General features: G+C 59.7%; 27 protein-coding genes. 13 read left to right on the forward strand and 14 right to left on the reverse strand.

What is annotated here, in order from left to right; all coding sequences use genetic code 11:
* Positions 1-96 precede the first annotated feature (96 nt).
* A complete protein-coding gene (locus tag ACW9JC_RS04980) occupies positions 97-717 on the reverse strand; it encodes a cell wall hydrolase (protein WP_457453968.1) in 621 nt (206 codons plus the stop codon).
* 142 nt (positions 718-859) lie between these two features.
* On the opposite strand from ACW9JC_RS04980, the gene ACW9JC_RS04985 reads away from it, so the two are divergent.
* A complete protein-coding gene (locus ACW9JC_RS04985; RefSeq protein WP_457453924.1) occupies positions 860-1,717 on the forward strand; it encodes a CAP domain-containing protein in 858 nt (285 codons plus the stop codon).
* 130 nt (positions 1,718-1,847) lie between these two features.
* On the opposite strand, the gene ACW9JC_RS04990 is transcribed toward ACW9JC_RS04985, so the two are convergent.
* From ACW9JC_RS04990 to ACW9JC_RS05005, 4 genes are all read right to left on the reverse strand, one after another.
* A complete protein-coding gene (locus tag ACW9JC_RS04990) occupies positions 1,848-2,003 on the reverse strand; it encodes a DUF2474 domain-containing protein (RefSeq protein ID WP_448107457.1) in 156 nt (51 codons plus the stop codon).
* The gene (gene cydB, locus ACW9JC_RS04995; RefSeq protein ID WP_457453926.1) at positions 1,990-3,006 is read right to left on the reverse strand and encodes a cytochrome d ubiquinol oxidase subunit II; all 1,017 of its coding nucleotides are present in this window, start codon (positions 3,004-3,006) and stop codon (positions 1,990-1,992) included. The genes ACW9JC_RS04990 and cydB overlap by 14 nt, the downstream gene beginning before the upstream one ends.
* 17 nt (positions 3,007-3,023) lie before the next feature.
* Entirely contained in the window at positions 3,024-4,445 is a 1,422-nt protein-coding gene (locus ACW9JC_RS05000) for a cytochrome ubiquinol oxidase subunit I (protein ID WP_457453928.1), read from the reverse strand.
* Positions 4,446-4,577: 132 nt separating this feature from the next.
* Positions 4,578-6,902: an FdhF/YdeP family oxidoreductase gene (locus tag ACW9JC_RS05005; protein WP_457453930.1), complete on the reverse strand. Its 2,325-nt coding sequence runs from the start codon at positions 6,900-6,902 to the stop codon at positions 4,578-4,580.
* Between the two features lie 331 nt (positions 6,903-7,233).
* On the opposite strand from ACW9JC_RS05005, the gene moaA reads away from it, so the two are divergent.
* Positions 7,234-8,232 (forward strand): GTP 3',8-cyclase MoaA, encoded by a 999-nt coding sequence (gene moaA / locus ACW9JC_RS05010; RefSeq protein WP_457453931.1) that lies wholly within the window; start codon positions 7,234-7,236, stop codon positions 8,230-8,232.
* A gap of 5 nt (positions 8,233-8,237) precedes the next feature.
* Positions 8,238-9,137 (forward strand): bestrophin family protein, encoded by a 900-nt coding sequence (locus ACW9JC_RS05015; protein WP_457453933.1) that lies wholly within the window; start codon positions 8,238-8,240, stop codon positions 9,135-9,137.
* 113 nt (positions 9,138-9,250) lie between these two features.
* On the opposite strand, the gene ACW9JC_RS05020 is transcribed toward ACW9JC_RS05015, so the two are convergent.
* On the reverse strand, positions 9,251-10,456 hold the full coding sequence (locus ACW9JC_RS05020; protein ID WP_457453934.1) for a molybdopterin molybdotransferase MoeA: 1,206 nt from the start codon (positions 10,454-10,456) through the stop codon (positions 9,251-9,253).
* Positions 10,453-10,992: a molybdenum cofactor biosynthesis protein B gene (gene moaB, locus ACW9JC_RS05025; protein WP_457453936.1), complete on the reverse strand. Its 540-nt coding sequence runs from the start codon at positions 10,990-10,992 to the stop codon at positions 10,453-10,455. Before moaB ends, ACW9JC_RS05020 begins: the two co-directional genes overlap by 4 nt.
* Positions 10,993-11,278: 286 nt before the next feature.
* Here moaB and ACW9JC_RS05030 point away from each other — a divergent pair, with 286 nt between their 5' ends.
* From ACW9JC_RS05030 to ACW9JC_RS05060, 7 genes are all read left to right on the forward strand, one after another.
* Positions 11,279-12,169, forward strand: coding sequence for a LysR family transcriptional regulator (locus ACW9JC_RS05030; protein WP_457453938.1), 891 nt, complete (start codon positions 11,279-11,281; stop codon positions 12,167-12,169).
* Between the two features lie 137 nt (positions 12,170-12,306).
* A complete protein-coding gene (gene fdhD / locus ACW9JC_RS05035) occupies positions 12,307-13,134 on the forward strand; it encodes a formate dehydrogenase accessory sulfurtransferase FdhD (RefSeq protein WP_457453940.1) in 828 nt (275 codons plus the stop codon).
* Between the two features lie 43 nt (positions 13,135-13,177).
* Complete coding sequence (gene moaC, locus ACW9JC_RS05040; protein ID WP_457453942.1) at positions 13,178-13,684, forward strand: cyclic pyranopterin monophosphate synthase MoaC; 507 nt, start codon at positions 13,178-13,180, stop codon at positions 13,682-13,684.
* Entirely contained in the window at positions 13,681-13,932 is a 252-nt protein-coding gene (locus ACW9JC_RS05045) for a MoaD/ThiS family protein (protein WP_457453943.1), read from the forward strand. Before moaC ends, ACW9JC_RS05045 begins: the two co-directional genes overlap by 4 nt.
* 78 nt (positions 13,933-14,010) lie before the next feature.
* The gene (chrA, locus tag ACW9JC_RS05050; RefSeq protein ID WP_457453945.1) at positions 14,011-15,357 is read left to right on the forward strand and encodes a chromate efflux transporter; all 1,347 of its coding nucleotides are present in this window, start codon (positions 14,011-14,013) and stop codon (positions 15,355-15,357) included.
* 321 nt (positions 15,358-15,678) lie between these two features.
* A complete protein-coding gene (locus ACW9JC_RS05055) occupies positions 15,679-17,043 on the forward strand; it encodes a glutamine synthetase family protein (RefSeq protein WP_457453947.1) in 1,365 nt (454 codons plus the stop codon).
* Between the two features lie 140 nt (positions 17,044-17,183).
* Positions 17,184-18,470 carry an NAD(P)/FAD-dependent oxidoreductase gene (locus ACW9JC_RS05060; protein ID WP_457453948.1) on the forward strand — a complete coding sequence of 429 codons (1,287 nt, stop codon included), beginning with the start codon at positions 17,184-17,186 and terminating at the stop codon, positions 18,468-18,470.
* Positions 18,471-18,612: 142 nt separating this feature from the next.
* Here the strand turns inward: ACW9JC_RS05060 and ACW9JC_RS05065 are convergent, their stop codons facing one another.
* Positions 18,613-19,398, reverse strand: coding sequence for a DeoR/GlpR family DNA-binding transcription regulator (locus tag ACW9JC_RS05065; protein WP_457453950.1), 786 nt, complete (start codon positions 19,396-19,398; stop codon positions 18,613-18,615).
* 104 nt (positions 19,399-19,502) lie between these two features.
* Positions 19,503-19,646 carry a hypothetical protein gene (locus ACW9JC_RS05070; RefSeq protein WP_338586340.1) on the reverse strand — a complete coding sequence of 48 codons (144 nt, stop codon included), beginning with the start codon at positions 19,644-19,646 and terminating at the stop codon, positions 19,503-19,505.
* Positions 19,647-19,794: 148 nt separating this feature from the next.
* Between ACW9JC_RS05070 and speF the strand changes: the two genes are divergently transcribed.
* On the forward strand, positions 19,795-21,978 hold the full coding sequence (gene speF / locus ACW9JC_RS05075; protein ID WP_457453951.1) for an ornithine decarboxylase SpeF: 2,184 nt from the start codon (positions 19,795-19,797) through the stop codon (positions 21,976-21,978).
* A gap of 10 nt (positions 21,979-21,988) precedes the next feature.
* Here speF and ACW9JC_RS05080 read toward each other — a convergent pair whose 3' ends face one another.
* The 4 genes from ACW9JC_RS05080 to ACW9JC_RS05095 all read right to left on the reverse strand — a co-directional run bounded on the left by ACW9JC_RS05080 (position 21,989) and on the right by ACW9JC_RS05095 (position 24,650).
* A complete protein-coding gene (locus ACW9JC_RS05080; RefSeq protein WP_457453952.1) occupies positions 21,989-22,948 on the reverse strand; it encodes an HlyD family secretion protein in 960 nt (319 codons plus the stop codon).
* Positions 22,949-22,951: 3 nt separating this feature from the next.
* On the reverse strand, positions 22,952-23,320 hold the full coding sequence (locus tag ACW9JC_RS05085; protein ID WP_457453953.1) for a DUF3302 domain-containing protein: 369 nt from the start codon (positions 23,318-23,320) through the stop codon (positions 22,952-22,954).
* A gap of 130 nt (positions 23,321-23,450) precedes the next feature.
* Positions 23,451-24,119 carry an ATPase gene (locus ACW9JC_RS05090; protein WP_457453954.1) on the reverse strand — a complete coding sequence of 223 codons (669 nt, stop codon included), beginning with the start codon at positions 24,117-24,119 and terminating at the stop codon, positions 23,451-23,453.
* Between the two features lie 111 nt (positions 24,120-24,230).
* Positions 24,231-24,650 carry an HD domain-containing protein gene (locus tag ACW9JC_RS05095; RefSeq protein ID WP_457453956.1) on the reverse strand — a complete coding sequence of 140 codons (420 nt, stop codon included), beginning with the start codon at positions 24,648-24,650 and terminating at the stop codon, positions 24,231-24,233.
* Between the two features lie 195 nt (positions 24,651-24,845).
* Between ACW9JC_RS05095 and ACW9JC_RS05100 the strand changes: the two genes are divergently transcribed.
* Positions 24,846-25,082 (forward strand): hypothetical protein, encoded by a 237-nt coding sequence (locus ACW9JC_RS05100; protein ID WP_338586330.1) that lies wholly within the window; start codon positions 24,846-24,848, stop codon positions 25,080-25,082.
* Between the two features lie 185 nt (positions 25,083-25,267).
* Positions 25,268-26,005 carry a hypothetical protein gene (locus ACW9JC_RS05105; protein WP_338586329.1) on the forward strand — a complete coding sequence of 246 codons (738 nt, stop codon included), beginning with the start codon at positions 25,268-25,270 and terminating at the stop codon, positions 26,003-26,005.
* Positions 26,006-26,039: 34 nt separating this feature from the next.
* On the opposite strand, the gene ACW9JC_RS05110 is transcribed toward ACW9JC_RS05105, so the two are convergent.
* On the reverse strand, positions 26,040-26,840 hold the full coding sequence (locus ACW9JC_RS05110) for a hypothetical protein (RefSeq protein WP_338586327.1): 801 nt from the start codon (positions 26,838-26,840) through the stop codon (positions 26,040-26,042).
* Positions 26,841-26,958: the final 118 nt, after the last annotated feature.

The raw sequence follows: 26,958 nt of genomic DNA on the forward strand, positions 1-26,958 counted from the left end.
TGCTGACCCTTGCTGCGTCATGAAGCTTGTAGAACAGAAATATTGCAGTTTCGGTGGTCTGGATAAATCACCCAGGTTTTTCCCGCATAACAGAGACTACTTCGCATCACCGCCTATCGGCTTATAGAACTTGAACAAGCCGATGTTTGCCGTATTGGTGTACTCCTTGGCCCAATCCGGTTTCACCGTACGATCATGGAAATACAACGCGCCTTTCGTGCGATCCGGCAATTGCTTGTTCAGCGCCTTGCGCGCAATTTCCTTGGCCATTGAATACTGCACTTCTTCCTGCACCGAGTCGGGACGACCATCGCACCACCAGGAAAACTGGCAGCTCTTGGTTTCCGAACCCTGCTTGACCACACCGCAGACGGTGTCGGGAAAACCTTCGTGACCGAGACGGTTCATGACCACGTTGGCCACCGCTTCCATGTCGGCCGAATCCTTGCCTTTGGCTTCCCAGTAGATCGAACGGGCGAGGCAAGTGATGGCGTCATCCAGCGGCGCTTTTCCCGCCGGGTCCACGGCCTGGACTTCAGGCTGGGTGATGGCCTCAGACTTGGGCGCCGGCGCGGGGCTGCTGTTTTGCGCAGCCTTTTGCTCCAGCACTTCGGCTTTGTCTTCAGCGACTTTCTGTTTTTGTTCCTGGTCGGTGGCGAATGCCGGAGCGGCGAGGAGTGTCAGGGCGAGGCAGGTTGCTATCCAGTTGCAGCGCATGGTCGGATAACTCAATGGGCAGTGTTGCTTCAGTGTAGTAGTGAAATGATTGCACACACGGTGCCGCGTCCCGTAAAAATGCATTGCCTTCGAGGGGGTAATTTCAAGCATCATGGGCGCAGTCAGCTCAAGGAGGATTTCCATGCATTTCCTGTCCCCGTCATCCACTCTGCGCCTTGCCGGGTTGTCATTGGGTTTGTCGTTCGCCGCCACCGCACTGGCCAGCGACGAGTCGCAACTGATCGAATCGATCAACGTCTACCGCAGCCAGTTGCAACGCTGCGCCGGCCAGGTCTCGTCGGAGCTGCCACCGCTGGCGGCCGACCCACGACTGGTTCTGTCCGCCGCCAGCATCGGCAATCTGCAGCAGGCCATGGCCACCGCCGGTTATCCGATGAAGAACGTGCAAGCGATCAGCCTGGCCGGACCGCGCGATGCGCCGTCGGCGATGAAAGCGATTCAGGAGAGTTTTTGCCAGATCGTGCTCGACCCGCAATTCGTCGATGTCGGGGTCAGCCGCCAGGACAACCAATGGCGCATCGTGGTAGCCCGGCCACTGCTGAGCGCACGCCTGGGCGATTGGCAGGCTGAAGGCCAGAAGCTATTGACCGAGCTGAACGCCGCACGAAGCAAACCACGCCAGTGCGGCACTCAAGCCTTCAACGCGACCACGCCGCTGACCTGGAACGCCACGCTGGCGACCGCCGCCGAAACCCAGTCGCGCAGCATGGCCAACAACAACTATTTCGATCACAAGGACCGTGATGGCCGCACGCCGGGCGACCGCGCGGAGCTGGCAGGCTACGACTTCCAGCAGATCGGCGAAAACATCGCCGCCGGCCAGGACAGCGTACGCAAAGTGGTCGACGGCTGGCTGGCCAGCCCCGGCCACTGCGCGAATCTGATGAACCCGCAGTTCCGCGATTTGGGTGCGGCGTACGCAGTTGATCCGAAGAGTGATGCGGGGATTTACTGGACGGCGATGTTTGGCGCTCAGTAAAAACACAAAAACCCGGAGCCCTGTCATGGGGCTCCGGGTTGATTGCTTTTCGTAGGAGCACGGATTGCCGGCGATGGGGCACTTGAGGTCGCTATCGCCGGCAAGCCGTGCTCCTACAGGTTCACCGTTGTCAGTGCGAACTCATCCCGGCCGCCTGCATCAACATCCGCAATGCCCCCGCCACCACACCCAATGCAACCACACTGCCCAGCCAGATCACTACCAGCCACCCAAGGCGCTTGTACCAACGCGCAGGTGCCGGTTGACGCGTATCAATGGTAGCCATCACCAATCCTCACTTTGCCGCGGAAAACGTAGTAGCTCCAGACCGTGTACATCAGGATGATCGGCAGGATGAACAGCGCGCCGATCAGGATGAACAACTGGCTGGTCGCCGGTGATGCCGCGGCCCAAAGGCTGATGGACGGCGGCACGATGTTCGGCCAGATGCTGAAGGCCAGGCCGATGTAGCCGAGGAACACCAGCATCAGGGTAAAAGCGAACGGCCAATGGGTGTGGCGCTGACGCAAGGTCTTGAGCAAACCGAACATCGCCAGCAAGGCCAACACCGCCAGTGCGCCGAACACCGCGAGGTGCGCATGGGCAAACCAGCGTGTGGCGATTTCCGGATGCAGGATGGGCGTCCACACGCAGATCACGCCGATCACCGCCAGCAACAGCCAGGCCAGTGGGCGGGTGAACAAACGCATCCGCGATTCCAGCATGCCTTCGGTCTTGACCAGCAACCAGGTGCTGCCGAGCAGTGCATAAGCGACGATCAGCCCGACACCGCAGAACAGCGGGAAAGGCGCCAGCCAGTCCCAACTGCCGCCGGCGAACTGCCGGTCGACCACCGGAATACCGGCAATGTAAGTGCCGATCACCACACCTTGGGAAAACGTCGCCAGCAGCGAACCGCCGATGAACGCCATGTCCCAGACGTGACGCTTTTCCGGGCTGGCCTTGAAGCGAAATTCGAACGCCACACCACGGAAAATCAAGCCGCACAACATCAGGATCAACGGCAGGTACAACGCTTCCAGAATCACTGAATAGGCCAGCGGGAACGCGCCGTACAGCGCCGCGCCGCCCAACACCAGCCAGGTCTCATTGCCGTCCCAGACCGGCGCCACGGTGTTCATCATCACATCACGTTCCTTGGCATCCGGGATCAGCGGAAAGAGAATCCCCAACCCCAGGTCGAAACCGTCCATGATCACGTACATCATCACGCCGAAGGCGATGATCACGCCCCAGATCAGCGATAAATCGATACCTTGAATACCCATGTCTCAACTCCCCTTTTTCAAATGACGCGGGCGTCGGTTTCGAGAATTTCAGCGTCAGCGGACAGCGGACGACGCGGCGTTATCACCTGCTCGGAATGCCCCGCAGGCGGATGCTCGTGATGGGGTTTTGGCCCCTTGGCCACCAGTTTCATCATGTAGCCGATGCCCACCGTGAACACCGAGAAGTAGATCACCACGAACAGCGCCAGTGAGATGCTCAGCTGCGTGACACTGTGATTGGACGCGGCATTCGCCGTGCGTTGCAGGCCATACACCACCCACGGCTGGCGCCCGACTTCCGTGGTGATCCAGCCCGCCAGCATGGCGATCAGGCCGCTCGGCCCCATCCACAACATCAGGCGCAGGAACCAGCGATTGCGGTAGATGGCGCCGCTGCGACGCAGCACCAGGCCCAGCACACCAGCCAGCACCATCAACATGCCCAGCCCGGCCATGACGCGGAAACTCCAGAAGATGATCGTCGCGTTGGGGCGGTCCTCTTTCGGGAAGCTCTTGAGCGCGGGGATCTGCTTGTCGAGGCTGTGGGTCAGGATCAGGCTGCCCAGATACGGAATCTCGATGGCGTATCTGGTTTCCTCAGCCTGCATGTCAGGGATGCCGAACAGCACCAGCGGCGTCGCTTCGTTGCCGTTGTTTTCCCAGTGTCCTTCGATGGCGGCGATTTTCGCCGGTTGATGTTCCAGGGTGTTCAAGCCATGCGCGTCGCCGACCACTGCCTGAATCGGGCAGACGATCAGGGCCATCCACAACGCCATCGACAACATCTTGCGCACTTGCTTGGTGTCGTTGCCGCGCAACAGATGCCACGCCGCCGAGGAGCCGACAAAAAACGCGGTGGCCACGAACGCGGCAATCGCCATGTGCGCCAGCCGATACGGGAACGACGGGTTGAACACGATGGCCAGCCAGTCCAGCGGCATCACGCGACCGTCGACGATCTCGAAACCTTGAGGCGTTTGCATCCAGCTGTTGGATGCGAGAATCCAGAAGGTCGAAATCAAGGTGCCGATGGCGACCATGACCGTCGAGAAGAAGTGCAGCCCGCGCCCTACCCGGTTCCAGCCGAACAACATGACCCCGAGAAAACCCGCTTCGAGGAAGAACGCGGTCAGCACTTCATAGGTCAACAACGGCCCGGTGATGCTGCCGGCGAAGTCGGAGAAACGGCTCCAGTTGGTGCCGAACTCGTAAGCCATGACCAGGCCCGAGACCACGCCCATGCCGAAGTTGACGGCAAAGATCTTCGACCAGAAATGGTAGAGATCACGGTAGGTGTCGTTGCGGGTTTTCAGCCAAAGCCCTTCAAGCACGGCCAGGAAACTGGCCAGCCCGATGGTGATGGCGGGAAAGATGATATGGAACGAAACCGTGAACGCGAATTGCATCCGCGCCAGGTCCAGTGCCTGGAGGTTAAACATGTCGAAATCCTCATCGCGGCTGTAAAACGGCGGCACACGGCCGGGCCACCGTCAGGCCGTGGGGCCTGCAGCCAACTCATGTCGAAAGGTTTGCAGTCAGCCGGAGCGACATCAGTTCGCTCCGGCGAAGCACTACGCGGCGGAGGTGGAAATCAGGCCGTTTGCCTTGGCCTGCTCCAGCCGGATGGCGACGAATTTGGAAGTCGGGGTGAACGTGCGATCACCGTAACTTTCCAGTGGCACCAACGGGTTGGTCTCCGGGTAATAAGCAGCGGCTTGACCGGCCGGAATGTCGTAGGCGATCAGGGTAAAACCGCTGACCCGACGTTCGCGGTCGTCGTCCCACAGCGCCACCAGATCGACTTTCTGCCCCGGTTCGAAACCGAGCCGAAGAATGTCCTGCTCGTTGGCGAATACCACATCGCGCATGCCGTAGACCCCGCGATAGCGATCGTCCAGACCGTACAGCGTGGTGTTGTACTGATCGTGGGAACGCATGGTCTGCAAAATCAGATGCGGCTTGACCGGCAGGTTGCGCACGCCTTCGCTGATCAGGTGCTCGGGCAACTCGCTCGGGGTGAATTGCGCCTTGCCGCTGGCGGTTTTCCAGATCCGGTCGGATGCGTCGTTGCCCATGTGGAAACCACCGGGATGCAGCAGTTTTTGATTGAAGTCTTCGAAGCCCGGGATGGTGTCGGCAATCATGTTGCGGATGCGCCCGTAGTCACCAATGGCCCAGTTCCAGTCAATCGGCTGCTTGCCCAGCGTCGCCGCGGCGATGCCGGCAATGATCGCAGGCTCCGAACGCAGCTGTTTGGACTTGGGTTTCAGCTGGCCGTGGGAAATGTGGATCATGCTGAAGGTGTCTTCCACGGTCACGCCTTGCGGGCCTTCGGCTTGAATATCGATGTCGGTACGGCCCAGGCACGGCAGGATCAGCGCTTCCCGGCCAGTCACCAAGTGGCTGCGGTTGAGCTTGGTGGCGATGTGTACGGTGAGGTCGCATTTACGCAACGCGGCGTGGGTACGCGGGGTGTCGGGCGTCGCTTGGGCGAAGTTGCCACCCAGGCCGATGAACACTTTCGCGCGGCCCTGCTCCATCGCCGAAATCGCCATCACCGTGTTGTGACCATGCTCGCGTGGCGGCGTGAAGGAGAAGCGTTTTTCCAGCGCGTCCAACAGCTCCTTGGGCGCCAGTTCGTTGATGCCCATGGTGCGGTCGCCCTGCACGTTACTGTGGCCGCGCACCGGCGACAGACCCGCGCCGGGACGGCCGACGTTGCCGCGCAACAACATCAGGTTGATGACTTCCTGCAGCGTCGCCACCGAGTGCGTGTGTTGAGTCAGGCCCATCGCCCAGCACATGATCACGCGCTTGGCCCGGGCGTACATCCGTGCGGCGAGTTCGATATCGGCCAGGGTCATGCCCGATTGCTGTTCGATGTGTTCCCAGCTGGTCGCGTCGACTTCGGCCAGGTAGGCATCCATTCCCGAGGTGTGTTCGGCGATGAACTCATGATCGAACACCGGCTCGCCACCGGTGGCTTGCGCTTCACGCTCCCACTGCAAGAGGAACTTGGCCATGCCGCGCATGATTGCCATGTCGCCGCCGAGTGCCGGACGGAAGTAGGCGGTGTTGGTCGGTTCAGAGCCGTTGAGCAGCATTTCGATCGGGTGCTGCGGGTGCTGGAAACGCTCCAGCCCGCGCTCCTTGAGCGGGTTGATGCAGATCACCTGTGCGCCACGCTTCACCGCTTCGCGCAGCGGTTCAAGCATCCGTGGGTGGTTGGTGCCGGGGTTCTGGCCGATGACGAAAATCGCGTCGGCATGCTCCAGGTCATCGAACACGACGGTGCCTTTGCCCACGCCGAGGCTTTCGATCATCGCAACGGCGCTGGCCTCGTGGCACATGTTGGAGCAATCGGGGAAATTGTTGGTGCCGTAGGCCCGCACGAACAGTTGATAGAGAAATGCCGCTTCGTTGCTGGCGCGGCCCGAGGTGTAGAACTCGGCCTGGTTCGGCGATTCCAGCGCATTGAGATGCCGGGCGATCAACGCGAACGCGTCGTCCCACGTGGTCTCGACGTAACGGTCGGTGGCCGCGTCATAGCGCATCGGGTGGGTCAGTCGGCCCTGATACTCCAGCCAGTAATCGCTCTGTTCGGCCAGCGTCGACACGCTGTATTTGTTGAAGAACGCCGGGTTGACCAGACGGCCGGTGGCCTCCCAGTTAACGGCTTTGGCGCCGTTTTCGCAGAACTTGACCATGCCGTTTTCCGGCGACTCGCCCCAGGCGCAACCCGGGCAGTCGAAGCCGCCGTTCTGGTTGGTCTTGAGCATCGCACGGATGTTCTTCAGGGCGTTTTCACTGCCCAGCCAGTTCTTGGTCACAGCGATCAGCGCGCCCCAACCAGCGGCGGCACCTTTATAGGGTTTGTAGCGGTCGACTTGAGACATGGTACTTCTCCGTGACAATGCACACAGGCGTTGACCTGATACAGGTCTTTGTTCGATGACGGAGAAAGAATATGAATGGCGAATAAATATTGTCTAATCGCTATTAATGACCACATTATCGAAATGCTCTATCACGACATTTTTTCCTTTATCTACAGGCACTTGAACAATATAAAAACAACTTTAACCGGCAAAATAAATTCATCATAGATGCGGTCGATCAGCCGGTTATTAATAGTGATTGGACGCCCCGACAAGTTGCTCTTAGCCTGCGCTCAACAAGTCCGTTAAAGACGGAATATTCATACAAAAAGCGCCAAGCGAGGGTGTCATGTCAGAACGAGTCTTGATCGATGGATTCTCCCGGCGCGTGGACTATCTGCGGATGTCGGTCACCGACCGCTGCGATTTTCGCTGCGTGTATTGCATGGCCGAAGACATGCAGTTTCTGCCGCGCCAACGGGTGCTGACCCTGGAAGAGATTTACCAAGTCGCACAAAGCTTCGTCGCCCTGGGCACGCGCAAGATTCGCCTGACCGGCGGCGAACCGCTGATCCGTCCCGGCGTGGTGCAGTTGTGCGAAAAGGTCGCCGCCCTGCCCGGCCTGCGGGAACTGTGCATGACCACCAACGGCTCGCAGTTGGCCAAACTGGCGCAGCCCTTGTTCGACGCCGGGGTCAAGCGCCTCAACATCAGCCTCGACTGCCTGGACCCACAACGCTTTCGCGAACTGACCCGCACTGGTGATCTGGCACAGGTCATCAAAGGCATCGACGCTGCCAACCAGGTCGGTTTCCGCAATACCAAGCTCAATTGCGTAGTGATGAAGGGCCGCAACGATCACGAGATCAACGATCTGGTGAGCTTCGCCATCGACCGCAACCTCGACATTTCCTTCATCGAAGAAATGCCCTTGGGCACGATCCACGAACACAGCCGCGCCGAATCGTTTTATTCCAGCGCCCAGGTCCGTGAAAAGATCGCCGAACGCTACACTCTGATTGATTCCGCCGAGTCGACCCAGGGTCCGTCGCGCTACTGGCGCCTGGCCGAAGCACCGCAGATTCGCCTGGGGTTCATTTCGCCCCACAGCCACAACTTCTGCGGCACCTGCAACCGGGTGCGGCTGACCGTGGAAGGTCGCCTGCTGCTGTGCTTGGGCAATGAGCATTCCGTGGATCTGAAGGCAGTTTTGCGCGGCCATCCGGGGCAGCCCGAACGCCTGGAGAAAGCCATCATCGAGGCCATGAAGCTCAAGCCTTATCGACACAATTTCGAAGTGAACGACGATGTCCAGGTTGTTCGCTTCATGAACATGACCGGTGGCTGAACACCATGATCGTCAGACCCAAACCCAACCTGATCGGCGTACTGACTTCCCTCAAGGGCTCGATTGCCAAACGCATCGCCCGGCGCAGCCTGATGGTGACGCTGCTCGCCTCGGCGATCGTGCTGATCGAGACGTTGCACCCGAGTTATTTTTCCAAGGTCAGTGCCACGCCCTTCACCCTGCTCGGTCTGTCGTTGTCGATCTTCATGAGCTTTCGCAACAACGCCTGCTATGACCGCTGGTATGAAGCGCGCAAGGCGTGGGGCGATGTGATCGTTGAAACCCGTTCGATGATTCGCGAAACGCTGATCATCAAGGACGCCAGTGTGCGGCATCAGATCCTCAGCAATTTGTGCGGATTCGCCCACGCGCTCAACGCCCGGTTGCGCAAGGAAAACGAATTGGCCGCCAGCGGTGACTGGCTGCAACCGATGCCCAAGGGCAGCACCTCGGACGTCACCGGGCAAATCCTGCTGAACGTCGGTCAACAGTGCTCGACACTCAACGAATCCGCAACCATCAGCGACTGGCGCTACACGATCATGGCCAACCATCTGGCCAATCTGACCCGCTCGCAAGCCGTCTGTGAACGGATCAAAAACACCCCGCTGCCCTTCCCCTACACCTTGTTGCTGCACCGGACCATCTACCTGTTCTGCATCCTGTTGCCTTTCGCCATGGCCGAACCGCTGGGCTGGCTGACACCGGTTTTCACCGCCATTGTCAGCTACACCTTTTTCGGCCTGGACGCGATTGCCGATGAACTGGAAGACCCGTTCGGCCGCGACGAAAACGACCTGCCCACCGACGCCATCGTGCGCAACATCGAGCGCGACATTCTGGATGCACTGGGCGTGACAGAACTGCCGCCACAGCTTGAGCCTGTGGATTTTGTCCTTAGCTAAAAACCTGTGGGAGCCAGCCTGCTGGCGATGGCGGTTTGTCTGCCAGCATCTCTGTTGGATGTGCCGGCCCCATCGCTAGCAGGCTAGCTCCCACAGGTTGGTTTTTGCTGGATTCAGAACAGTTCGCTGAAGGGAATGAACCGTGCGGTGTCGCCCACTTGCAGCGTGCAGTCTTCCGGGATTTCCAGCAGTCCATCCGCCCAGGACGCGCCCAACAGCACACCTGAACTCTGGTTTGGATAGAGCTCGGCGCGTCCGGCTTGCAGTTTCACCCGGAGGTATTCGCGGCGGCTTCCGGCTTTCGGCCAGGCAAACCCGACGCTGACCGGGAAGCTCAGAGGCTCGACGTCTTCGACGCCCTGAATCCGCAACAGATAAGGCCGGGCCAGCAGGCCAAACGTGACCAGGGCCGAGGTCGGATTACCCGGTAAACCTATCACCGGCACGCTGCCAAAATGGCCCACGGTCAAAGGTTTCCCCGGTTTGATTGAAAGCTTCCACAGCACTGGCTTGCCGCATTCGCGCAGCACCTGGCCGAGACAATCGGCATTCCCGGCGGATACACCGCCAGTGGTCAGTATCAAGTCCGCCGCGTGTTGCAATTGTTCGAGCTGCAGCCGTGTCTGCCGCAGCTCGTCAGGAAGTACTCCGGCGTCGATAACGTCGCAACCCAAGGCACTCAACCAGTGGCTAAGCAACGTGCGATTACTGTTGTAGATGCTGCCGGGTTTGAGCGGCGTGCCCGGTTCGACCAGTTCATTGCCCGTGGACAGCAACGCCACCCGTGGTCGACGCACGACCTGAACATGCGTGCAGCCCTGCGCCGCCGCGACTGCCAACTCAAACGGCCCGAGGCGCTTGCCCGCGCGCAGCAACACGTCACCGGCGCGATTTTCCTGGCCTTGCGGGCGAATATTGCTGCCCACCGTGAGCGGCTGATGGAAACGGATGCGCCCATCCTCCTGTGCTTCGGTGTTCTCCTGCATCTCCACGGCGTTGGCGCCCGATGGCACCGGGGCGCCCGTGAAGATCCGGGCGCAGGTTCCCGGTGCCAGTGCTTCGGGGGCCTGGCCAGCAAACACTTGCTGGGACACGACCAGTGGCGCGCCGTCCCAGTCGTCGACGTTCAGCGCATAGCCGTCCATTGCACTGTTCGGCCACGGCGGCAGGTCGAGGGTTGCCAGTAGATCATTGGCCAACACCCGCTGCCGCGCGGCGCTCAGCGGCACCGCTTCGCTGTCTTCGATCCACTGCGCCTCGGCCATCGTCAGCAAACGGTCGATGGCGTCTTCCACCGGCATCAGCGGCAAACGGCTCATCCGCGCGTCCCGCAGGCTTGCACAGCCTTGAGGTGCGGGACGAAATTGCACGGGCGATGACGGGCGTCCAGTTGCTCGGCGAGGATGCCTTCCCACGCGGTGCGACAAGCCCCGGTGGAACCCGGCAGGCAACAGACCAGCGTGCCGTTCGACAACCCCGCCAGGGCGCGGCTCTGCACCGTGGAGGTGCCGATGTCGAGAATGGAAATCGCCCGGAACAACTCGCCGAAACCGTCGATTCGTTTATCCAGCAAACACGCCACCGCTTCAGGTGTGCTGTCGCGTCCAGTAAAGCCGGTACCGCCAGTAATCAGCACCACCTGAATAGTGTCATCGGCAATCCAGGTCGCCACCTGCGCGCGGATCTTGTACAGGTCATCCTTGAGCAGATTGCGTTCGCTCAAGGTGTGGCCGGCTTCCAGCAAGCGGCTGACCAGCAACTGCCCGGAGGTGTCATTGGCATATTCACGGGTATCACTCACCGTTAACACGGCAATATTCAACGGTATAAACAATGCATCCGGCTTAACGCTCATGGGATTCTCCGGCAGATATCAATTAAATAACTTTCAGAGACTAAAGCGCTGCAATGAACACTGTCTAATCACTCTAACCAACCACACTATCGAGCGGATCTATCACACGAATAATCTGAAAAAAACAATCTGTGATAGAGCAGATCGATAACCCCTTAAACAGTACTGATTGGACGCCCTTCAAGGACAGTGAGATCGTCTGCACCCCAACGTTTCCAGCCGCGCCTTGTGTCTTGCGCACCTGAGTCAATACTTACCCTTCACTCCCCCGTCAGCAGGTGCCGTCATGGACATCAAACAACTCAAGTTCCTGATCGCCCTGGAGCAGACCCGCCACTTCGGCCAAGCCGCGGCGCGCTGCCACATCACCCAGCCGACCCTGTCGATGCGTCTGCGTAACCTGGAGGATGAACTGGATTTGGTGCTGGTCACCCGCGGCCAGCGCTTCGAGGGTTTCACCGAGGCCGGCGAACGGGTGTTGGCGTGGGCCCGAACCCTGCTGGCTGCCCACGACGGGTTGTTCGCCGAAGCCGCCGCGTGCCGTGGCCAATTGGTCGGTAACCTGCGCATGGGTCTGGTGCCGCTGAGCAGCTTCAATCCCGTCACCTACATCAAGGGCCTGTCCCACAGCTTTCCCGAGCTCAAGTTCAGCCTGTCGTCCCTGAGTTCCGACCAGATCATCGAAAGCCTGGGCAATAACCAACTGGATTTGGGCGTGTGTTACCTCGACCACGTCAACCCCAATTACTTCGAGTTTTTCGAGATCGGCGAGACCCGTGTCGGCTTGCTGTACGACACCCGGCACTTCCATTTCGACGGCACGGAAATGAGCTGGGAGGATGCCGCTGAATTGCCGCTGGGGATGATCAGCAATGGCATGCATTACCGTAAATCCATCGACCTGAGCTTCCGCAGTCGCGGCCTCAACCCGCAGCCGATCCTGGAAAGCGATTCGACTTACCAGTTGCTCCAGGCCATCCACGAAGGTTTTTGCTGCTCGATCATGCCGCTGGACAGCGGCCTCGAAGAGCCGATCGAGCACCTGGCCTTCATCAATTTGCCGGACGCCAGTGTGCTCGCGCCGCTGGGTCTGGTCATGCGCAAAACCGAACCGCGCTCGGCGATTGCCGAGAAGTGTTTCGCCGAAGCGAAATTGCTGTTTTCGCCAAAGATCTGATCACTATTGGCCCATATATAAAAACAACTTCGCCGGTAGTGATAGACATCACCAATCACCACATCGGAACAAGCGATTGGACGGACTAAAAAGTTACCCGTAGCCTGAACTCAATTCAGCGCTTCGAGGTTCTTCCCATGTTGTGCCAAGTTGAACAAGCCATTGATCGAAGTGATACCAACGCCCCTGCGCCAAAACCATTGAATGTCAACTTTCGCGAGTACGACAGTGGCGCGGCAGTCTGTCAGGCAGCGCTGGCGTCGGAGATTGCCCTGGCGATCACCTACAACGGTTTGAGTCAGGCAGTGATGATGGTGTCGCCCGGCAACCTCGAAGACTTCATCCGTGGTTTCAGCGTCAGCAACGACATCGTCGAGGACCAGAGCGAAATCTACGACCTGCGCCTCAGCCATTTCGATCAGGCGGTGCAGGCCGATGTGCAGATTTCCAGCCGCGCGTTCTGGGCGCTGAAGAATCATCGTCGACAAATGGCCGGCACCAGTGGCTGTGGGTTGTGCGGTGTGGAAGCGCTGGAGCAGGCATTGCCGAAACTGGAGATTCTCGATCCGGTTGCCCTGCCACCCGCCGAGCATTTCATCGACATCCGCCACCGCATCGAACAGGCCCAACAAATGGCCCGCAGCAGTGGCGCACTGCACGCGGCGCTGTACTTCAACGCTCATGGCAACGCGATGATCTGCCGCGAAGACATCGGCCGCCACAACGCCCTGGATAAATTGATCGGCGCCCTGCAACACGCCGGCATCGACAGCCGTAGCGGCTTCACCGTGGTCACCAGTCGTTGCAGCCTGGAACTGATTCACAAAGCCGTCAGGGCCAGGCTCGGCACGCTGGTCAGCCTGTCGGCGCCTACCGCCCTGACCGTGCAATGGGCGATCAAACATCGCCTCAACCTGATCCACGTGCCTCATCGCAACGCACCCCGCATTTACAGCCCGGCATGATGCCTTCACCTGATCACCGCGCTCGTCAGCGCAGGAACCTCCCATGACCGACACTGCAGATTCAGCGCCCAACGGCTTGACCCACCTCGACAGCCAGGGTCACGCCAACATGGTCGATGTCAGCGACAAGACCTCGACCCAACGCGAGGCTCAAGCCCAGGCCTGGGTGCGCATGCGCCCGGACACCTTGAAGCTGATCCAGAGCGACGGCCACCCCAAAGGCGATGTGTTCGCCGTGGCGCGGATCGCCGGAATCATGGCCGCGAAGAAAACCCACGAACTCATTCCGCTGTGCCACACCCTGCTGCTCAGTTCAATCCGCGTCGAACTCAAGGCCTGCGCGCCGGACAGCGTAAAGATCATCGGCACCTGCCGCGTCGAAGGCCAGACCGGCGTCGAACTGGAAGCGCTGACCGCCGTCAGTGTCGCCGCGCTGACGCTCTACGACATGTGCAAAGCGGTGGATCGCGGCATGGTCATCGACGACATCCGCTTGCTCAGCAAACAGGGTGGTCGTTCCGGTCACTTCAGGTTCGAGGACGCGCAATGATCCTGATCAACTACTTCGCCCGCTATCGCGACCTGCTGAACCTGGGTGGTGAAAAAGTGCCATTGACCGCCGACCTCAAGACCATCGAAGACGTGCGTCGGATGCTGATGGGTCGCGGCGAGAAATGGACCAACGTGCTGGGTGAATGCAACCTGATGTGCGCGCTGAACCAGGAGTTATGCCAAACGGACCAGCCGATCGAAGACTTCGACGAAATCGCCTTTTTTCCTCCGGTCACCGGGGGTTAAAACGCGACGCCAGCTATCCAAATCAATCGGGCATGGCTACTGTCATCGGCTCAAGGCATCTGCACAAGGAACACAGGCTTGAGCGTCTCACCCGCACCGGAACAAACCAAACCTGAAGCCATCAGCCTGCGCGAAGCCTTTGCTTTCTGGCTCAAGCTCGGCTTCATCAGTTTCGGCGGGCCGGCGGGACAGATTTCGATCATGCACCAGGAACTGGTCGAGCGCCGACGCTGGATCTCCGAGCGACGCTTTTTGCATGCGCTGAACTACTGCATGTTGCTGCCCGGCCCCGAGGCGCAACAACTGGCGACCTACATCGGCTGGCTGATGCACCGCACCTGGGGCGGCGTGATTGCTGGCGTGCTGTTTGTGCTGCCGTCGCTGTTCATCCTGATCGCGTTGTCCTGGATGTATATCGCCTTCGGTGATGTGCCGGTGGTGGCCGGTTTGTTCTACGGGATCAAGCCTGCGGTGACGGCCATCGTGGTGCAGGCCGCTCACCGGATCGGCTCGCGGGCGTTGAAGAATGGCTGGATGTGGGCAATTGCGGCGGCGTCATTCGTGGCGATCTTTGCGCTGAACGTGCCGTTTCCGTTGATCGTGCTGGGCGCGGCGGTGATCGGTTATTTCGGCGGGCGACTGGCACCGGAAAAATTCAGGACCGGCGGCCATGGCGCTGCGAAAAACTCCTTCGGCCAAGCCGTGATCGACGATGACACACCGACGCCTGAACACGCCCGATTCAGCGGATGGAAACTGGCGCGTCTGGCCGCTATCGGAGCGATGTTGTGGGCACTGCCCATGGCCACGCTCACCGCGCTGTTTGGCTGGGACGGCACGCTGACGCAAATGGCCTGGTTCTTCACCAAGGCTGCGTTGCTGACGTTCGGCGGCGCCTACGCCGTGCTGCCGTATGTGTATCAGGGCGCGGTCGGTCATTACGGCTGGCTGACGCCGACGCAGATGATCGACGGCCTGGCGCTCGGTGAAACCACCCCCGGCCCGTTGATCATGGTGGTGGCGTTCGTCGGGTTTATCGGTGGTTATGTGCTTCAGGTGTTCGGCCCGGATCAGGCTTTTGTCGCCGGCGCCGTTGCCGCGACACTGGTCACCTGGTTCACCTTCCTGCCTTCGTTCCTGTTCATCCTCGCCGGCGGGCCGCTGGTGGAATCGACGCACAACGAACTCAGATTCACCGCGCCGCTGACGGCGATTACCGCAGCGGTGGTCGGGGTGATTCTCAATCTGGCGTGCTTCTTCGGCTACCACGTACTCTGGCCCAAAGGCTTCGACAACCCTCTCGACTGGCCCTCGCTGCTGATCGCAATCGCGGCGGCCGTTGCCCTGTTTCGCTTCAAGCGTGGCGTGATCGAAGTGTTGATCGGTTGTGGGCTGATCGGCCTGGGTGTGCACCTGATGCGCTGAATGAAACATTTACACGCGCTGAATTCACCCCTAGTATCCAGTCACGCCCGGATGGCAGGTCACGCCTGCCACCGACGATTTCCAATGCCGGAAACATCCGTTATGAACCGCATTGTCAACCTGCCCATGGCCTTGAGCCGTTCCAAACTCCGTCACTCCGCACGTCCGCCGGATAGCACTCTGCTCGCCTGATCGCGCCCCAAACGCGTAGAGCCCCCTCCCTCGCTAATCCTTTGCCTGCATGCCCCGGGTCTTTGTATCCGTCGTCGTGCCGAGGCCTGAATCCGTGCGTCCGCAGGACGCCAACGTGAGTGACTAACCATGAAATTCGCAGCCCTTGAAGACGCCCAGACTTTTCTGGCGAACAACCCTGATATCGACATGATCGAGCTGTTCATCCTCGATGCCAACGGCGTGCCGCGCGGCAAGCTGCTGCATCGCGAAGAGCTGCTGGCGGTGTATGAAAGCGGCCGTCCGCTGCCCAGCACCATCCTCGGCCTGACCTTGCAAGGCGATGACGTCGAGAACTCCGGGCTGGTCTGGGATGTGGGCGATATCGACTGCCGCGCCTACCCGCTCGAAGGCAGTCTGGTGCGGTTGCCGTGGCGGCAGATTCCGACCGCCGCCGTGCAAGTAAGCATGCACCCGCAGGAGGGAATGCCGGCGAGCATCGCCGACCCGCGTCACCTGCTGATCAGCGTGATCGACCGCCTGAAGGCCGAGGGTTATCACCCGGTAATGGCCTGCGAGCTGGAGTTCTATTTGCTCGACGCCAAGCGCGATCACCACGGTCGCCCGCAACCGGCGCTGGACGCTGACGGCGGTCGACCGCGACACACGCAGGTCTATGGCCTGCGCGAGCTGGAGCAGATCGAACCGTTCCTCGCCGACTTGTATGCGGCGTGCAAACTCCACAACATTCCAGCACGCACGGCGATCTCCGAATACGCGCCGGGCCAGGTGGAAATCACTTTGGAACACGGCGATGCGTTGCAGGCGATGGACCAGGCCGTACGCTACAAACGCCTGGTGAAAGCCGTCGCCCACAAGCACGGCATGCAGGCGACATTCATGGCCAAACCCTTCGATCATCTGGCGGGCACCGGCATGCACATGCACGTCAGCATCGCCGATGCCGAAGGTCGCAACCTGTTTGCGTCCGAAGACCCTGCGGGCACGCCGCTGCTGCGCACGGCCATCGGCGGCATGCTCGCTTCCCTGCTCGATTCGCTGTTGTTGTTCTGCCCCAACGCCAACTCCTACCGGCGTTTCCAGGCCAACAGCTATGCGCCGCTGGCCCCGACCTGGGGCGTCGATAACCGCACCGTCAGCCTGCGCGTTCCGGGCGGCCCGGCCAACAGCCGTCACATCGAGCACCGCATTTGCGGCGCCGATGCCAACCCGTATCTGGCGGCGGCGGCGATCCTCGCGGGCATTCATCGCGGCATCAGCGAAAACCTCGATCCGGGCGAACCGGTGGAAGGCAACGGCTACGCACAAGCCACGCAATTGCTGCCGACTGACTGGCTGACGTCACTGACGGCACTGGAAAACTCGGTGTGGGCGCGGGATGCGTTGGGGCAGGAATTTCTAGGGGTGTATCTGGCGGTGAAGCGTGCCGAGTATCGGCAATTCATGGCTGAAGTGGGTGAGCAGGATTGGCGTTGGTATTTGACTGAGGCGTGAGCCCCTGTAGGAGCGAGCCTGCTCGCGATGAGGCCGTGTCAGCCAGCATCAGTGGTGAATGACACACCGCTATCGCGAGCAGGCTCACTCCTACAGGGTTCGCGTCGGCTTCACTACCTACCTTTCGCCTGGACAAAACCATGACCCAACAACGCTGCAATTCCTACTACACCGCCACCCTCAACCACGACACCGATTACCCGACCCTGCACGGCCAGCATCGGGTTGATGTGGTGATCATCGGCGGCGGTTTCACCGGCGTCGCCACCGCCGTCGAGCTCGCGGAAAAAGGCCTGAAAGTCGCCATCGTCGAAAGCAATAAAATCGGCTGGGGCGCCACCGGGCGCAACGGTGGCCAGGTCACCGGCAGCCTCTCGGGCGATGAAGCCATGCGCAAGCAGATGCGCCGCACCATCGGCGAGGAAGTCGACGATTTCATCTGGCACCTGCGCTGGCGCGGACACCAGATCATCAAGCAACGGGTCGAGAAATACGGCATCGCCTGCGACCTCAAGCACGGCCACCTGCATGCTGCTTACAAGCCGAGCCACATGGAGGATTTGCGCAAGGATTACGACGAAGCCGTGCGGCGCGGCATGGGCGCTGAGGTCAGCCTGCTCGACCGCAGCCAGGTGCGCGACCTGCTGCAAAGCGACCTCTATCACGGCGCGATCAAGAACACCCGCAACATGCACCTGCACCCGCTTAACCTGTGCATCGGCGAAGCGCGGGCGGCGGAAAGTCTGGGCGCGTTGATCTTCGAAAACAGCGAAGTGCTGGAAATCATCCATGGCGACACACCCGGAGTGCGCACCGCTCACGGCCGCATCGACGCCAATCAGGTGCTGCTGGCCGGCGACGTCTATCACAAACTGGAACCGGGCAAGCTCAAGGGCAAGATCTTCCCGGCCATGGGCGGCATCGTTACCACTGCGCCGCTGGGTGATCTGGCCAAACAGATCAACCCCGAAGACCTCGCCGTGTACGACTGCCGTTTCGTGCTCGATTACTACCGCCTCACCGCTGACGGGCGTCTGCTATTCGGTGGCGGCGCCAACTACAGCGGCAAGGATTCACGCGACATCGCTGCTGAACTGCGTCCGTGCATCGAGCAGACGTTCCCGGCGCTCAAAGGCGTGGCCATTGATTATCAGTGGAGCTGCGCAATGGGCATCGTGATCAACCGCATCCCGCAACTGGGCAAGCTCTCGGACAACGTCTGGTATTGCCAGGGCTACTCCGGCCACGGCATCGCAACGACCCACATCATGGGCGAAATCATGGGCCGCGCGATCACCGGTCAGCTTGAGCAGTACGACACCTTTGCTGCGTGCCAGCACATCCGCGTGCCGATGGGGGATTTGCTTGGCAACCCGATGCTGGCGGCGGGGATGTGGTATTACCAGATGCTTGAGCGGTTGCGCTGAGTCTGATGCATTGATGTTGTTTGGGCTGGCCTCATCGCGGGCAAGCCCGCTCCCACAGGTTCAGTGGCGTACACAAAAGTTGTGTTCAACGCGGTCATTGTGGGAGCGGGCTTGCCCGCGATGAGGCCGGAACATTCAGCGATCATCCATGAGCTTGCACCACCTCAATCCCCAGTGCCCGGTAATCCTCAACACTCCCCGACGCCACATGCCGTTCGGTGAACAACGTATGCAACCGCGAACACGGCGCCACCACAAACGGCTCCACGGCCCCCAGCTTGTCCGCCGTGGTCACGGCAATCACATGAGACGCACTGTCGAGCATCGCCTGCTTCACCGGCACTTCATCAAAATGCAGCGAGCTGATGCCGACTTCCGGGTGAATCGCACACACTCCGGTGAACAACAAATCAGCCTTGATGCCCTTCAGCAAACGCAGGGCTTCATGCCCGCTGGCCGACATCGTCGCCGGATTGAGCTGACCGCCCGCCAGAATCACCTTGATGCCTTTGTACTCGGACAAGGTGATCGCTGTCATCGGCGACGCAGTGACCGCCGTTATGCAGATATCCGCCGGCAACGAACGCGCGATCTGCAACGTGGTGGTGCCGGAGTCGAACACCACAATCTGCCCGTTCTCGACCCGACTGGCCGCCATCTGCGCCAATTCGGTTTTCACCTCGTCGGTTTCGCTGATGCGGGTGAAGTAATCCTTGCCGGTGTCCTTGGGTCGCGGCAGCGCCCCGCCGTGCACCCGTTGCACCAGGCCGGCCGTGGCCAGTTCCGACAGATCGCGGCGAATGGTGTCTTCGGACACGGCGAAATGCTGGCTCAACTCCGAGGCCATGACCTTGCCGTCCCGCTCGAGGATCAGCAGGATTTTTTGTCGGCGTAGATGAGGGAGTTCGGCTGCGGAATGATCGTGCATGGTTATGCCTGTTTCTGCGTGTTTGTGCGAGATTAGCCAAACCGCAGAACAAACACAAACCGCCGAGCCAGGCAAAAGCGCCAGGTATCAATTGTTTCGATCTTTCAAATCACGAAGCCGAATTTTTTATTTTCCCCCCGCCTGTTCAGAATGGCGCCGTCACTCATGTTCTGGATGGAAACTTCATGAATATCAATTTTGCTTTTGCGTGCATGATCGTCGTCTCTTTTACCATCGCGCTGGTCCATGCTTGACCTGCGCCAACAAAAACTTGCGGTACATGATCTATAACTAATGCTGGCATGTTTTGGGCCAAGGCGCTGGAAGGCGCCTCCAAGGCAGTTGATCTCTTGAACAGCGGTGGACCTATGGATGTCTGCCTGGAGATTTACCCGCATGAACGCATTGAAAATAGCCGCGAGCGACACCGTACACGACAGTTTCCACACCACCCGCGAAGTCATCCCGATCACCCGGACCGACTACACTGACGTCGCCGTCGCCGTGTTCTCCGTCGAGGACGTGATGGCAGGCGCCCTGGAAGCCTTGCAACGCACCGGCTTCGACATCCCGATTTTCCTGGTCACAGCCCCTGGCACCGGCACTCGCGCCCGCGATGTGTACAAGCATCTGGAAGATGTGCTGCTGCAGGTCAACGGCATTTTCGACCCGTCCAGCAACAACGCCCAATACCATGGTCATCAGCTGGAAACCGCGGCCAAGGCCTATGAAGAAAGCCTTCTGCCGCCCTTCTTCGACTCGCTCAAGCACTACACCGAATCGGCCAACGCCACCTTCGCCTGCCCCGGTCACCAGGGCGGGCAGTTCTTCCGCAAGCACCCGGCAGGCCGACAGTTTTTCGACTTCTTCGGCGAGACGCTGTTTCGCGCCGACATGTGCAACGCCGACGTCAAACTCGGCGATCTGCTGATCCACGAAGGCCCGGCGCTACTGGCGCAAAAACACGCGGCCAAGGTGTTCAACGCCGACAAGACCTACTTCGTGCTCAATGGCACCTCGGCCTCGAACAAAGTCGTCACCAACGCCCTGCTCACCCCCGGCGACCTGGTGTTGTTCGACCGCAACAACCATAAATCCAACCATCAGGGCGCGTTGATACAGGCTGGCGCCACGCCGGTGTACCTGGAGACCGCGCGCAACCCTTACGGCTTTATCGGCGGGATCGACGCCCACTGTTTTGAAGAAAAATACCTGCGCGAACTTATCAGCGAAGTCGCGCCGGACAAGGCCGAGCTGCCCCGGCCCTTCCGTCTGGCGATCATTCAACTGGGTACTTACGACGGCACCGTGTACAACGCCCGGCAAGTGGTCGATCGCATCGGCAAGCTGTGCGACTACATCCTGTTCGACTCGGCGTGGGTCGGTTACGAGCAGTTCATCCCAATGATGAAAGACTGCTCGCCGCTGTTACTGGACCTCAACGAAAACGACCCCGGCATCTTTGTCACCCAATCGGTGCACAAACAGCAGGCGGGGTTTTCCCAGGCTTCGCAGGTCCACAAAAAGGATCGGCACATCAAGGGCCAGGCCCGTTACTGCAATCATCACCGGCTGAACAACGCGTTCATGGCCCAAGCCTCGACCAGCCCGTTTTATCCGCTCTTCGCCTCACTGGACGTAAATGCGCGCATCCACTCCGGGCGCAGCGGCCTGCGGCTGTGGGAAGACTGCGTGAAATTCGGCATCGATGCACGCAAGTTGATCCTCGAAGCCTGCACCATGATTCGTCCGTTCGTGCCGGACACAATCGACGGACGCCAGTGGGAGGACTACCCCACCGAAGAAATCGCCGCCGACGTGCGCTTCTTCGAATTCCACCCCAAGGATCGCTGGCACGCCTTCAGTGGTTACGCCGACAAGCAATACTTCATCGACCCGTGCAAATTGCTGTTCACCACGCCGGGCATCGACCCGGTGGACGGCAGTTACACCGACTTCGGCATTCACGCCGGCATCCTCGCCAACTTCCTGCGCGAGAACGGCATCGTGCCGGAGAAATGCGACCTCAACTCGATCCTGTTCCTGCTCACCCCGGCCGAAGACTGGGCGAAGATGACCCACCTCGCTTCGCAGATCGCCCGCTTCGAACGCTTCATCAGCGATGACGCGCCAATGAGCCGGGTGTTGCCAGCGATCTACGCGCAGCATCAGGAACGCTATCGCAACTACACCATTCGCCAGCTCTGCCAGGAGATGCACGACCTCTACCGCAATCACAACGTCCAGCAGTTGCAGAAGGCGATGTTTCGCAAAGAGCACTTCCCGAAAAAAGCCATGAACCCGCAGCAAGCGCAATTCGAGTACATCCGCGGCAACGTCGAACTGGTGGCGCTGGCCGACGCCGACGGACGCATCGCCGCCGAAGGCGCGCTGCCGTATCCACCGGGGGTGCTTTGCGTGGTGCCGGGTGAAATCTGGGGTGGCGCGGTGCTGAAGTACTTCCTCGCGCTGGAAGAAGGTATCAACGCCCTGCCTGGATTTACTCCGGAATTGCAGGGCGTGTACCTGAAAGAAGACGCCGGACGCATTCGCGCTTACGGCTATGTGATCAAGGCGTGATAACCGTGCCTCAATGGAACGGGAAGATGTAGTTCATCCAGGCGGCCATGCGCAGCAGAATCTTGCGCATGGCTGCGATGTGATGAAAGTGATGGCTGTACAGCGCGGCCTGCCCGTAAGCGCCGCCCGGCATCTTGTCCCTGTACGGAACGAACGCCGGGTCGGTGATTTCGATGATGACCGGCACGCGACCGGCCGGTGGTGAGCCGGTAAAGCTGATCAGCGTACCGGAAGGCTGAACCTGCCCTTCGCCAATCACGCCATAGACACTCTTGACCTTGCCTTGGAAAACCTTGCCCGGAATACCGTCGAAGGCCACCTCGGCTTCATCGCCCTCGGACAAGCGCAACAGGCTGTTCTGCCGCATCCACGCCGCGAAGTATTTGCCCTCATCGGGAATGAACACCATGGACGGGCGCAACGGTAACTTGGTTGCCATCATGCCCGGGCGCAAGGAAACGTGGGTCACGAAGCCTTTGCTCGGCGCACGGATGGTCGTGTTGTCGAGTTCGTACTGGGCGTTGGCCAACTGCGCCTGCAAATCGTCGCTTCGCGCAACGGCGATATCGAGTTCACGCTGGGTGCCGAAATTACGTTTCATCAACTCAGTGATTCGAAAAAGATCGCCTTTGGCCGACACCAGCTGCGCCTTGAGCGACTTGATCCGGTTCTCGAACGGCGTGGGGTCGATCCGGAACAGCACATCACCCTTCTCCAGTAGCTGGTTGGACTTGACCGGCACGTCGATCACTTGACCGCTGACGATGGGGATAATCGGAACCGAGACGAAATATGAGCGCGCAACCTCCGAATATGGGTGGTTGTAGTTCATGGTGAAGATCAGCGAGCCGATCAACACAATCCCGCCGAGCACCGCCGTGGGCACCGTCCATTTATTCAGCGGTATCCGGAAAATCTTGAACAGTGCAATGCAGAAGGCGGCATAGGTCAGAACGAGCAGGAGATCCATGGCTCAATTACCTTTGCCGGGTTCGGTGGAGACCGGCGCATCGGGAATCCCGTTGGCCCCTTCAATGCGTGCGATACGCAGCTGAAGTTCGCGCAACTGCTCTTCAAGATGAACGATATGGCTGGTCGCCGACTTGCCATCGCCAAAGCCCCAGCCCCGATCCTCGCGATAGGACATCGCCCAGATCCACAAAAATGGCCACAGCGCATGCAGCGTGAACAGGCTCACCCAACCGGTGGCGTGAATCGCATCCTGGTGGGGGTGATTACGGTGCACGGCAATCTCATAAGGAATGTCATGCAGCACGATGATGCCGTAGAACAAAACCAATCCGACAAAGATCAACAGACCCAACGCGATGTAATCGAGCATGATTTCTTCCTTGCGCAGCCTCGTGTGCTCAGAAGAGTGAGTGTAGTTCACGGATGAATCGGCCAGCCCAGGCCGTTCTGAAGGCGAAAAAAAACCACCCGCCTGCAAGGTCGGGTGGCTTTTTCACAGGTCAGTTACTGGCGACATGACCCGCAGTGCCGGACGTCACCAGCGCCTTCAACGAGGCATCGAACTGCTTCAGCGCATTCACCTGGAGATCGGTCTGCTTATCGATCTGCGCGGCAATCTGTGGCGCGGCTTTGCCATGCACCCACACCGACGGCATCTGCTGGGCACGCGAGCCTTCGGCTTGGCCGATGTATTGCAAGTTCGCATCGTAGAACTTGGCCACGAACCGCGCTTCGACCTGGCTGTTGCGCTTGGATACCAGACGACTGTAGGTGTCGAGCATCACCACCACATCCGGATGCGCCTGCACCGCCGCATCGAGGTCGTCGTAGACCGTCACCGAAGCGAACTCTTTCTGCAACGAACCCATCAACCAATTGATGGCCCGCTGCGGATCGGAGCTGTCGACGAATGCCTTGCTGATCCGCGAGTCCAGCTCGGGATTCTTCGCGCCGTTCACCGCCACGGCGTGGTAGCGCTCAAGGTATTCCTGGGTATTGAGGGTGTTTTCGCTGTACAGCACCGCCACGGTTTTCGCCTGCTGCAAACTGGCCGCGCTGTCGGCGATCGGCAGGAAACGGCAGGACGGATCGGCGGCAACGGCCGGAACAACAACAGCGACACTGCCGCTGAACACGGCAACAAAAGCCAGCAAGGTCGAGATTCTCATCGCGCTGATTCCTTCAAAGGCGAGATCGGTATAACGCTATCCTCCTCTGATGACAGAAAAACAGAACTTGCATTCTTTAATGATGGGTATCGAGCAAATGAATGGTAGCTATTAGCGCAACACCCCAATCGCCCGCCGATACTTTTCAATCCGCTCAAGATCGTCCCAACTCGGCTGGGCGATGCGCGACAGGTCGCTGTTTTCTTCCAGATCCGCCAGCTTCACCACGCGGCCAATCGGGTTCTGCGCCGCGCGGGCGATGAAATCTTCATAGGCTTCACCCGGCACCTTGGTCACCGATTTGATGGCGGCCAATACCGTTTCACTGAAGCCTTCGGCACGTAACTCATCAAGGCTGATGTCACAGTCCTCGACCACATCGTGCAGCACCGCGACGATCCGTTCCTCCAGCGTGCTGACTTTAAGCATCACCCTCAGCGCATGCAGGATGTACGGCGCCCCGCCCTTATCCACTTGCCCCTCATGAGCGCCGGCTGCGATGGCGATGGCGCGTTCCAGTGTTTGAGTCATCTCGTTCTCCCTGAGTTGATACGTCTCGGATACATCACCCTGTTCCACTGTTTCCCGGTTGTTACCTTAGCGCCGCAGTTGTCACTTCTGCACCGCAGGGCGGGCCAATAGAGTATGGCCTTCGGTGAGTATTCGGGGTTAGCAGCCTGTCGGCCCTGCCCCGCACCGATCCCCCATCACGGAAGAGGTGAAATCATGAGTTTCGTAAAAGTCGAAAAAAACCAGAGCAGCGCCCCGTCGGAAGCCGACATGAAAAAAGCCATGACCGAGGCTGGCGGCACCCCCGGTGAGTGCTCCGGTACCAACGCTGCCCGGACCCTGACCTACACCGGCGTGGTCAACCACACGGTGTATGAGAACAAGCTGATCGAGGTGGCCAAGGGCAAACGCACCAGCTGGAACTTCGTCTGGGCCGACGCGCAGGCCGCCTGAAGATACGGTGGGGCGGCCGGACGGTCGCCCCGCTGTTTTTGATACAACCCCGTTACCCGCCTGTAACGCCAAGACACTTAGCCGCCCAGCCCCACGAACCTAGAGTGAAGCCCTCAATGGACTGACCGGGATCACTGCCCGCCGCCCATTGATTGCCCAACACACCACCAAGGAAGAGGGAAACCATGAGCAAATCAATTGCTGTCAGCCAACAAAGCCAGCAGCTTCACAATGATGTGCAAGAAGCCGTCAAATCGATCATGGGTGCAACGCAACTGAAGACTGAGGACTACGGCAGGGTATTGAGGTCGGCCCTGGCGGCTTCACAAAAAGTCGTCACCATCGAAATCGCCCCCGGCGACCTGACTCTGCTCAAGAAGTCCGGCTACAAGCTGTGCTTTGCCAAAAAAGTGGGTGACGAAGACTACAACGTGGTCTGGCAGTCCTATGACGCTTACCTGAGCAACAACGAATTCAGCTGGACGCCGCAATACCAACTGTTCGCCTCCAACGTGTTCAAGGAAAACGTGCAAGTCAAAGTCTCGACCAACATCGTCAATATTGGTTTGGGGCAAACCTCGACACTCGATGTAAACGGTCTGCTGAGCCCTGCGGTAACAGGTGGTCCGGCTGTTTCCATGACCTTTGTGAACAGTTATGCACCCATCCATCCGGGTATCAACCAGTTGTCCACCGGCATCGACGGCAACCAGGTCAGCACGCCGATCTACGTGGCCGTTAACCAGGTGGTCACCGGCAACACTGTATTGACCCCCGTCGAAACCATCCTCGTGTGGTTCGAACAAAACGTGCAGACGAGTACCATGTTCAGTACTTCACGCTCCAAGGCGATCGAAATCGACCTGACGTTCGATAACACCGCCGGTCGCCTTTACGAAGGCGGTGAATGGAAAACCGTTTAACCGTCGTACCGGGGCAACCTCGCGGTTGCCCCTTTTATTCGTCCATGGCGCCGTTGGCAAAATACCCCGTCAGCGACAGACAGATCGACTCCGCCAGATCCTCCTGGGTGGCGATGCCATAAGGTTGGTTGCGATCAAACTGCGCCGACCAGCGAATCCGCCCCTGCGCCACATCCACCAGCCGCAACGACGCCCGCACCCGCGCCGGCTCGACCCGCACGCTGCCCTCCAGGCAATAACAATAGCGCCCGCCGCGCCCGATTTCCGGGGCTTTGACACTGCTGCGCGGCACCTTCATCAACACATGATTGGCCCCGGTCTGCGCCTGTTCAAATGACTCGAACAAGCGACAGCTCAACTCTTCGCACAACCCCCGGGCAAAGTCATCGCCGTCACGGGTGATGCAGGTGAACGGCTGGATCTGCAACACCGGATGGCGCGCGCCGATGCTTTTATGTCGCTGGCGCTGATAAACCAGTCGATAACTACCCGGCGGAATGCACAGCCGCACCGGATCCTGTTGGCCATTGCTGGCGTAATGCGCGGCAAGCTTGCGGCGCAACCGGCCCACCTGCACCCGCACCACCGGATCATCGCCCGTGCAATACACCGCCGGGTCGCGACGAAACACCGCGATGCCAATGGCGTGCTCGGTAAGGGGTGTGTTCGAGGATTGCAGGTCGTGCTCGACCAGAAAGCGCAACAAACTGCCCATGCGCCGCGACTTGGCAAACAACGGACTGGCCAGCAACGACACCAGCACCCGCTCCATTTCTTCTCGATCAAGCGGCTCGGGAACCCCGTCCGCACTTGATTCCATGCGTTTGATCACCATCGCCTGCCTCCGTGCAGGTTGTCGACAGGAATAGAAGTCGTACTCCGTGGGTACACGCGCAACGTGAGCCAAAACGGCCTCGGGCGTTGCAACGACGAAGCTTAGCAGCCGTACTGAA

The organism is Pseudomonas sp. SDO5591_S426 (genome assembly GCF_054070755.1).

Bases quoted from the DNA above. Each gene is read 5' to 3' on its own strand.
- ACW9JC_RS05020 (WP_457453934.1), bottom strand. From the start codon at position 10,456: ATGAGCCGTTTGCCGCTGATGCCGGTGGAAGACGCCATCGACCGTTTG.
- speF (WP_457453951.1), top strand. From the start codon at position 19,795: ATGAACGCATTGAAAATAGCCGCGAGCGACACCGTACACGACAGTTTC.
- moaC (WP_457453942.1), top strand. From the start codon at position 13,178: ATGACCGACACTGCAGATTCAGCGCCCAACGGCTTGACCCACCTCGAC.
- moaA (WP_457453931.1), top strand. From the start codon at position 7,234: ATGTCAGAACGAGTCTTGATCGATGGATTCTCCCGGCGCGTGGACTAT.
- moaB (WP_457453936.1), bottom strand. From the start codon at position 10,992: ATGAGCGTTAAGCCGGATGCATTGTTTATACCGTTGAATATTGCCGTG.
- ACW9JC_RS05090 (WP_457453954.1), bottom strand. From the start codon at position 24,119: ATGAGAATCTCGACCTTGCTGGCTTTTGTTGCCGTGTTCAGCGGCAGT.
- ACW9JC_RS05015 (WP_457453933.1), top strand. From the start codon at position 8,238: ATGATCGTCAGACCCAAACCCAACCTGATCGGCGTACTGACTTCCCTC.
- fdhD (WP_457453940.1), top strand. From the start codon at position 12,307: ATGTTGTGCCAAGTTGAACAAGCCATTGATCGAAGTGATACCAACGCC.
- ACW9JC_RS05095 (WP_457453956.1), bottom strand. From the start codon at position 24,650: ATGACTCAAACACTGGAACGCGCCATCGCCATCGCAGCCGGCGCTCAT.
- ACW9JC_RS05060 (WP_457453948.1), top strand. From the start codon at position 17,184: ATGACCCAACAACGCTGCAATTCCTACTACACCGCCACCCTCAACCAC.
- ACW9JC_RS05070 (WP_338586340.1), bottom strand. From the start codon at position 19,646: ATGGACCAGCGCGATGGTAAAAGAGACGACGATCATGCACGCAAAAGC.
- ACW9JC_RS05100 (WP_338586330.1), top strand. From the start codon at position 24,846: ATGAGTTTCGTAAAAGTCGAAAAAAACCAGAGCAGCGCCCCGTCGGAA.
- ACW9JC_RS04985 (WP_457453924.1), top strand. From the start codon at position 860: ATGCATTTCCTGTCCCCGTCATCCACTCTGCGCCTTGCCGGGTTGTCA.
- ACW9JC_RS05080 (WP_457453952.1), bottom strand. From the start codon at position 22,948: ATGGATCTCCTGCTCGTTCTGACCTATGCCGCCTTCTGCATTGCACTG.
- ACW9JC_RS05045 (WP_457453943.1), top strand. From the start codon at position 13,681: ATGATCCTGATCAACTACTTCGCCCGCTATCGCGACCTGCTGAACCTG.
- cydB (WP_457453926.1), bottom strand. From the start codon at position 3,006: ATGGGTATTCAAGGTATCGATTTATCGCTGATCTGGGGCGTGATCATC.
- ACW9JC_RS05085 (WP_457453953.1), bottom strand. From the start codon at position 23,320: ATGCTCGATTACATCGCGTTGGGTCTGTTGATCTTTGTCGGATTGGTT.
- ACW9JC_RS05055 (WP_457453947.1), top strand. From the start codon at position 15,679: ATGAAATTCGCAGCCCTTGAAGACGCCCAGACTTTTCTGGCGAACAAC.
- ACW9JC_RS05005 (WP_457453930.1), bottom strand. From the start codon at position 6,902: ATGTCTCAAGTCGACCGCTACAAACCCTATAAAGGTGCCGCCGCTGGT.
- ACW9JC_RS05110 (WP_338586327.1), bottom strand. From the start codon at position 26,840: ATGGTGATCAAACGCATGGAATCAAGTGCGGACGGGGTTCCCGAGCCG.
- ACW9JC_RS05000 (WP_457453928.1), bottom strand. From the start codon at position 4,445: ATGTTTAACCTCCAGGCACTGGACCTGGCGCGGATGCAATTCGCGTTC.
- ACW9JC_RS04980 (WP_457453968.1), bottom strand. From the start codon at position 717: ATGCGCTGCAACTGGATAGCAACCTGCCTCGCCCTGACACTCCTCGCC.
- ACW9JC_RS05105 (WP_338586329.1), top strand. From the start codon at position 25,268: ATGAGCAAATCAATTGCTGTCAGCCAACAAAGCCAGCAGCTTCACAAT.
- ACW9JC_RS05065 (WP_457453950.1), bottom strand. From the start codon at position 19,398: ATGCACGATCATTCCGCAGCCGAACTCCCTCATCTACGCCGACAAAAA.
- ACW9JC_RS04990 (WP_448107457.1), bottom strand. From the start codon at position 2,003: ATGGCTACCATTGATACGCGTCAACCGGCACCTGCGCGTTGGTACAAG.
- ACW9JC_RS05030 (WP_457453938.1), top strand. From the start codon at position 11,279: ATGGACATCAAACAACTCAAGTTCCTGATCGCCCTGGAGCAGACCCGC.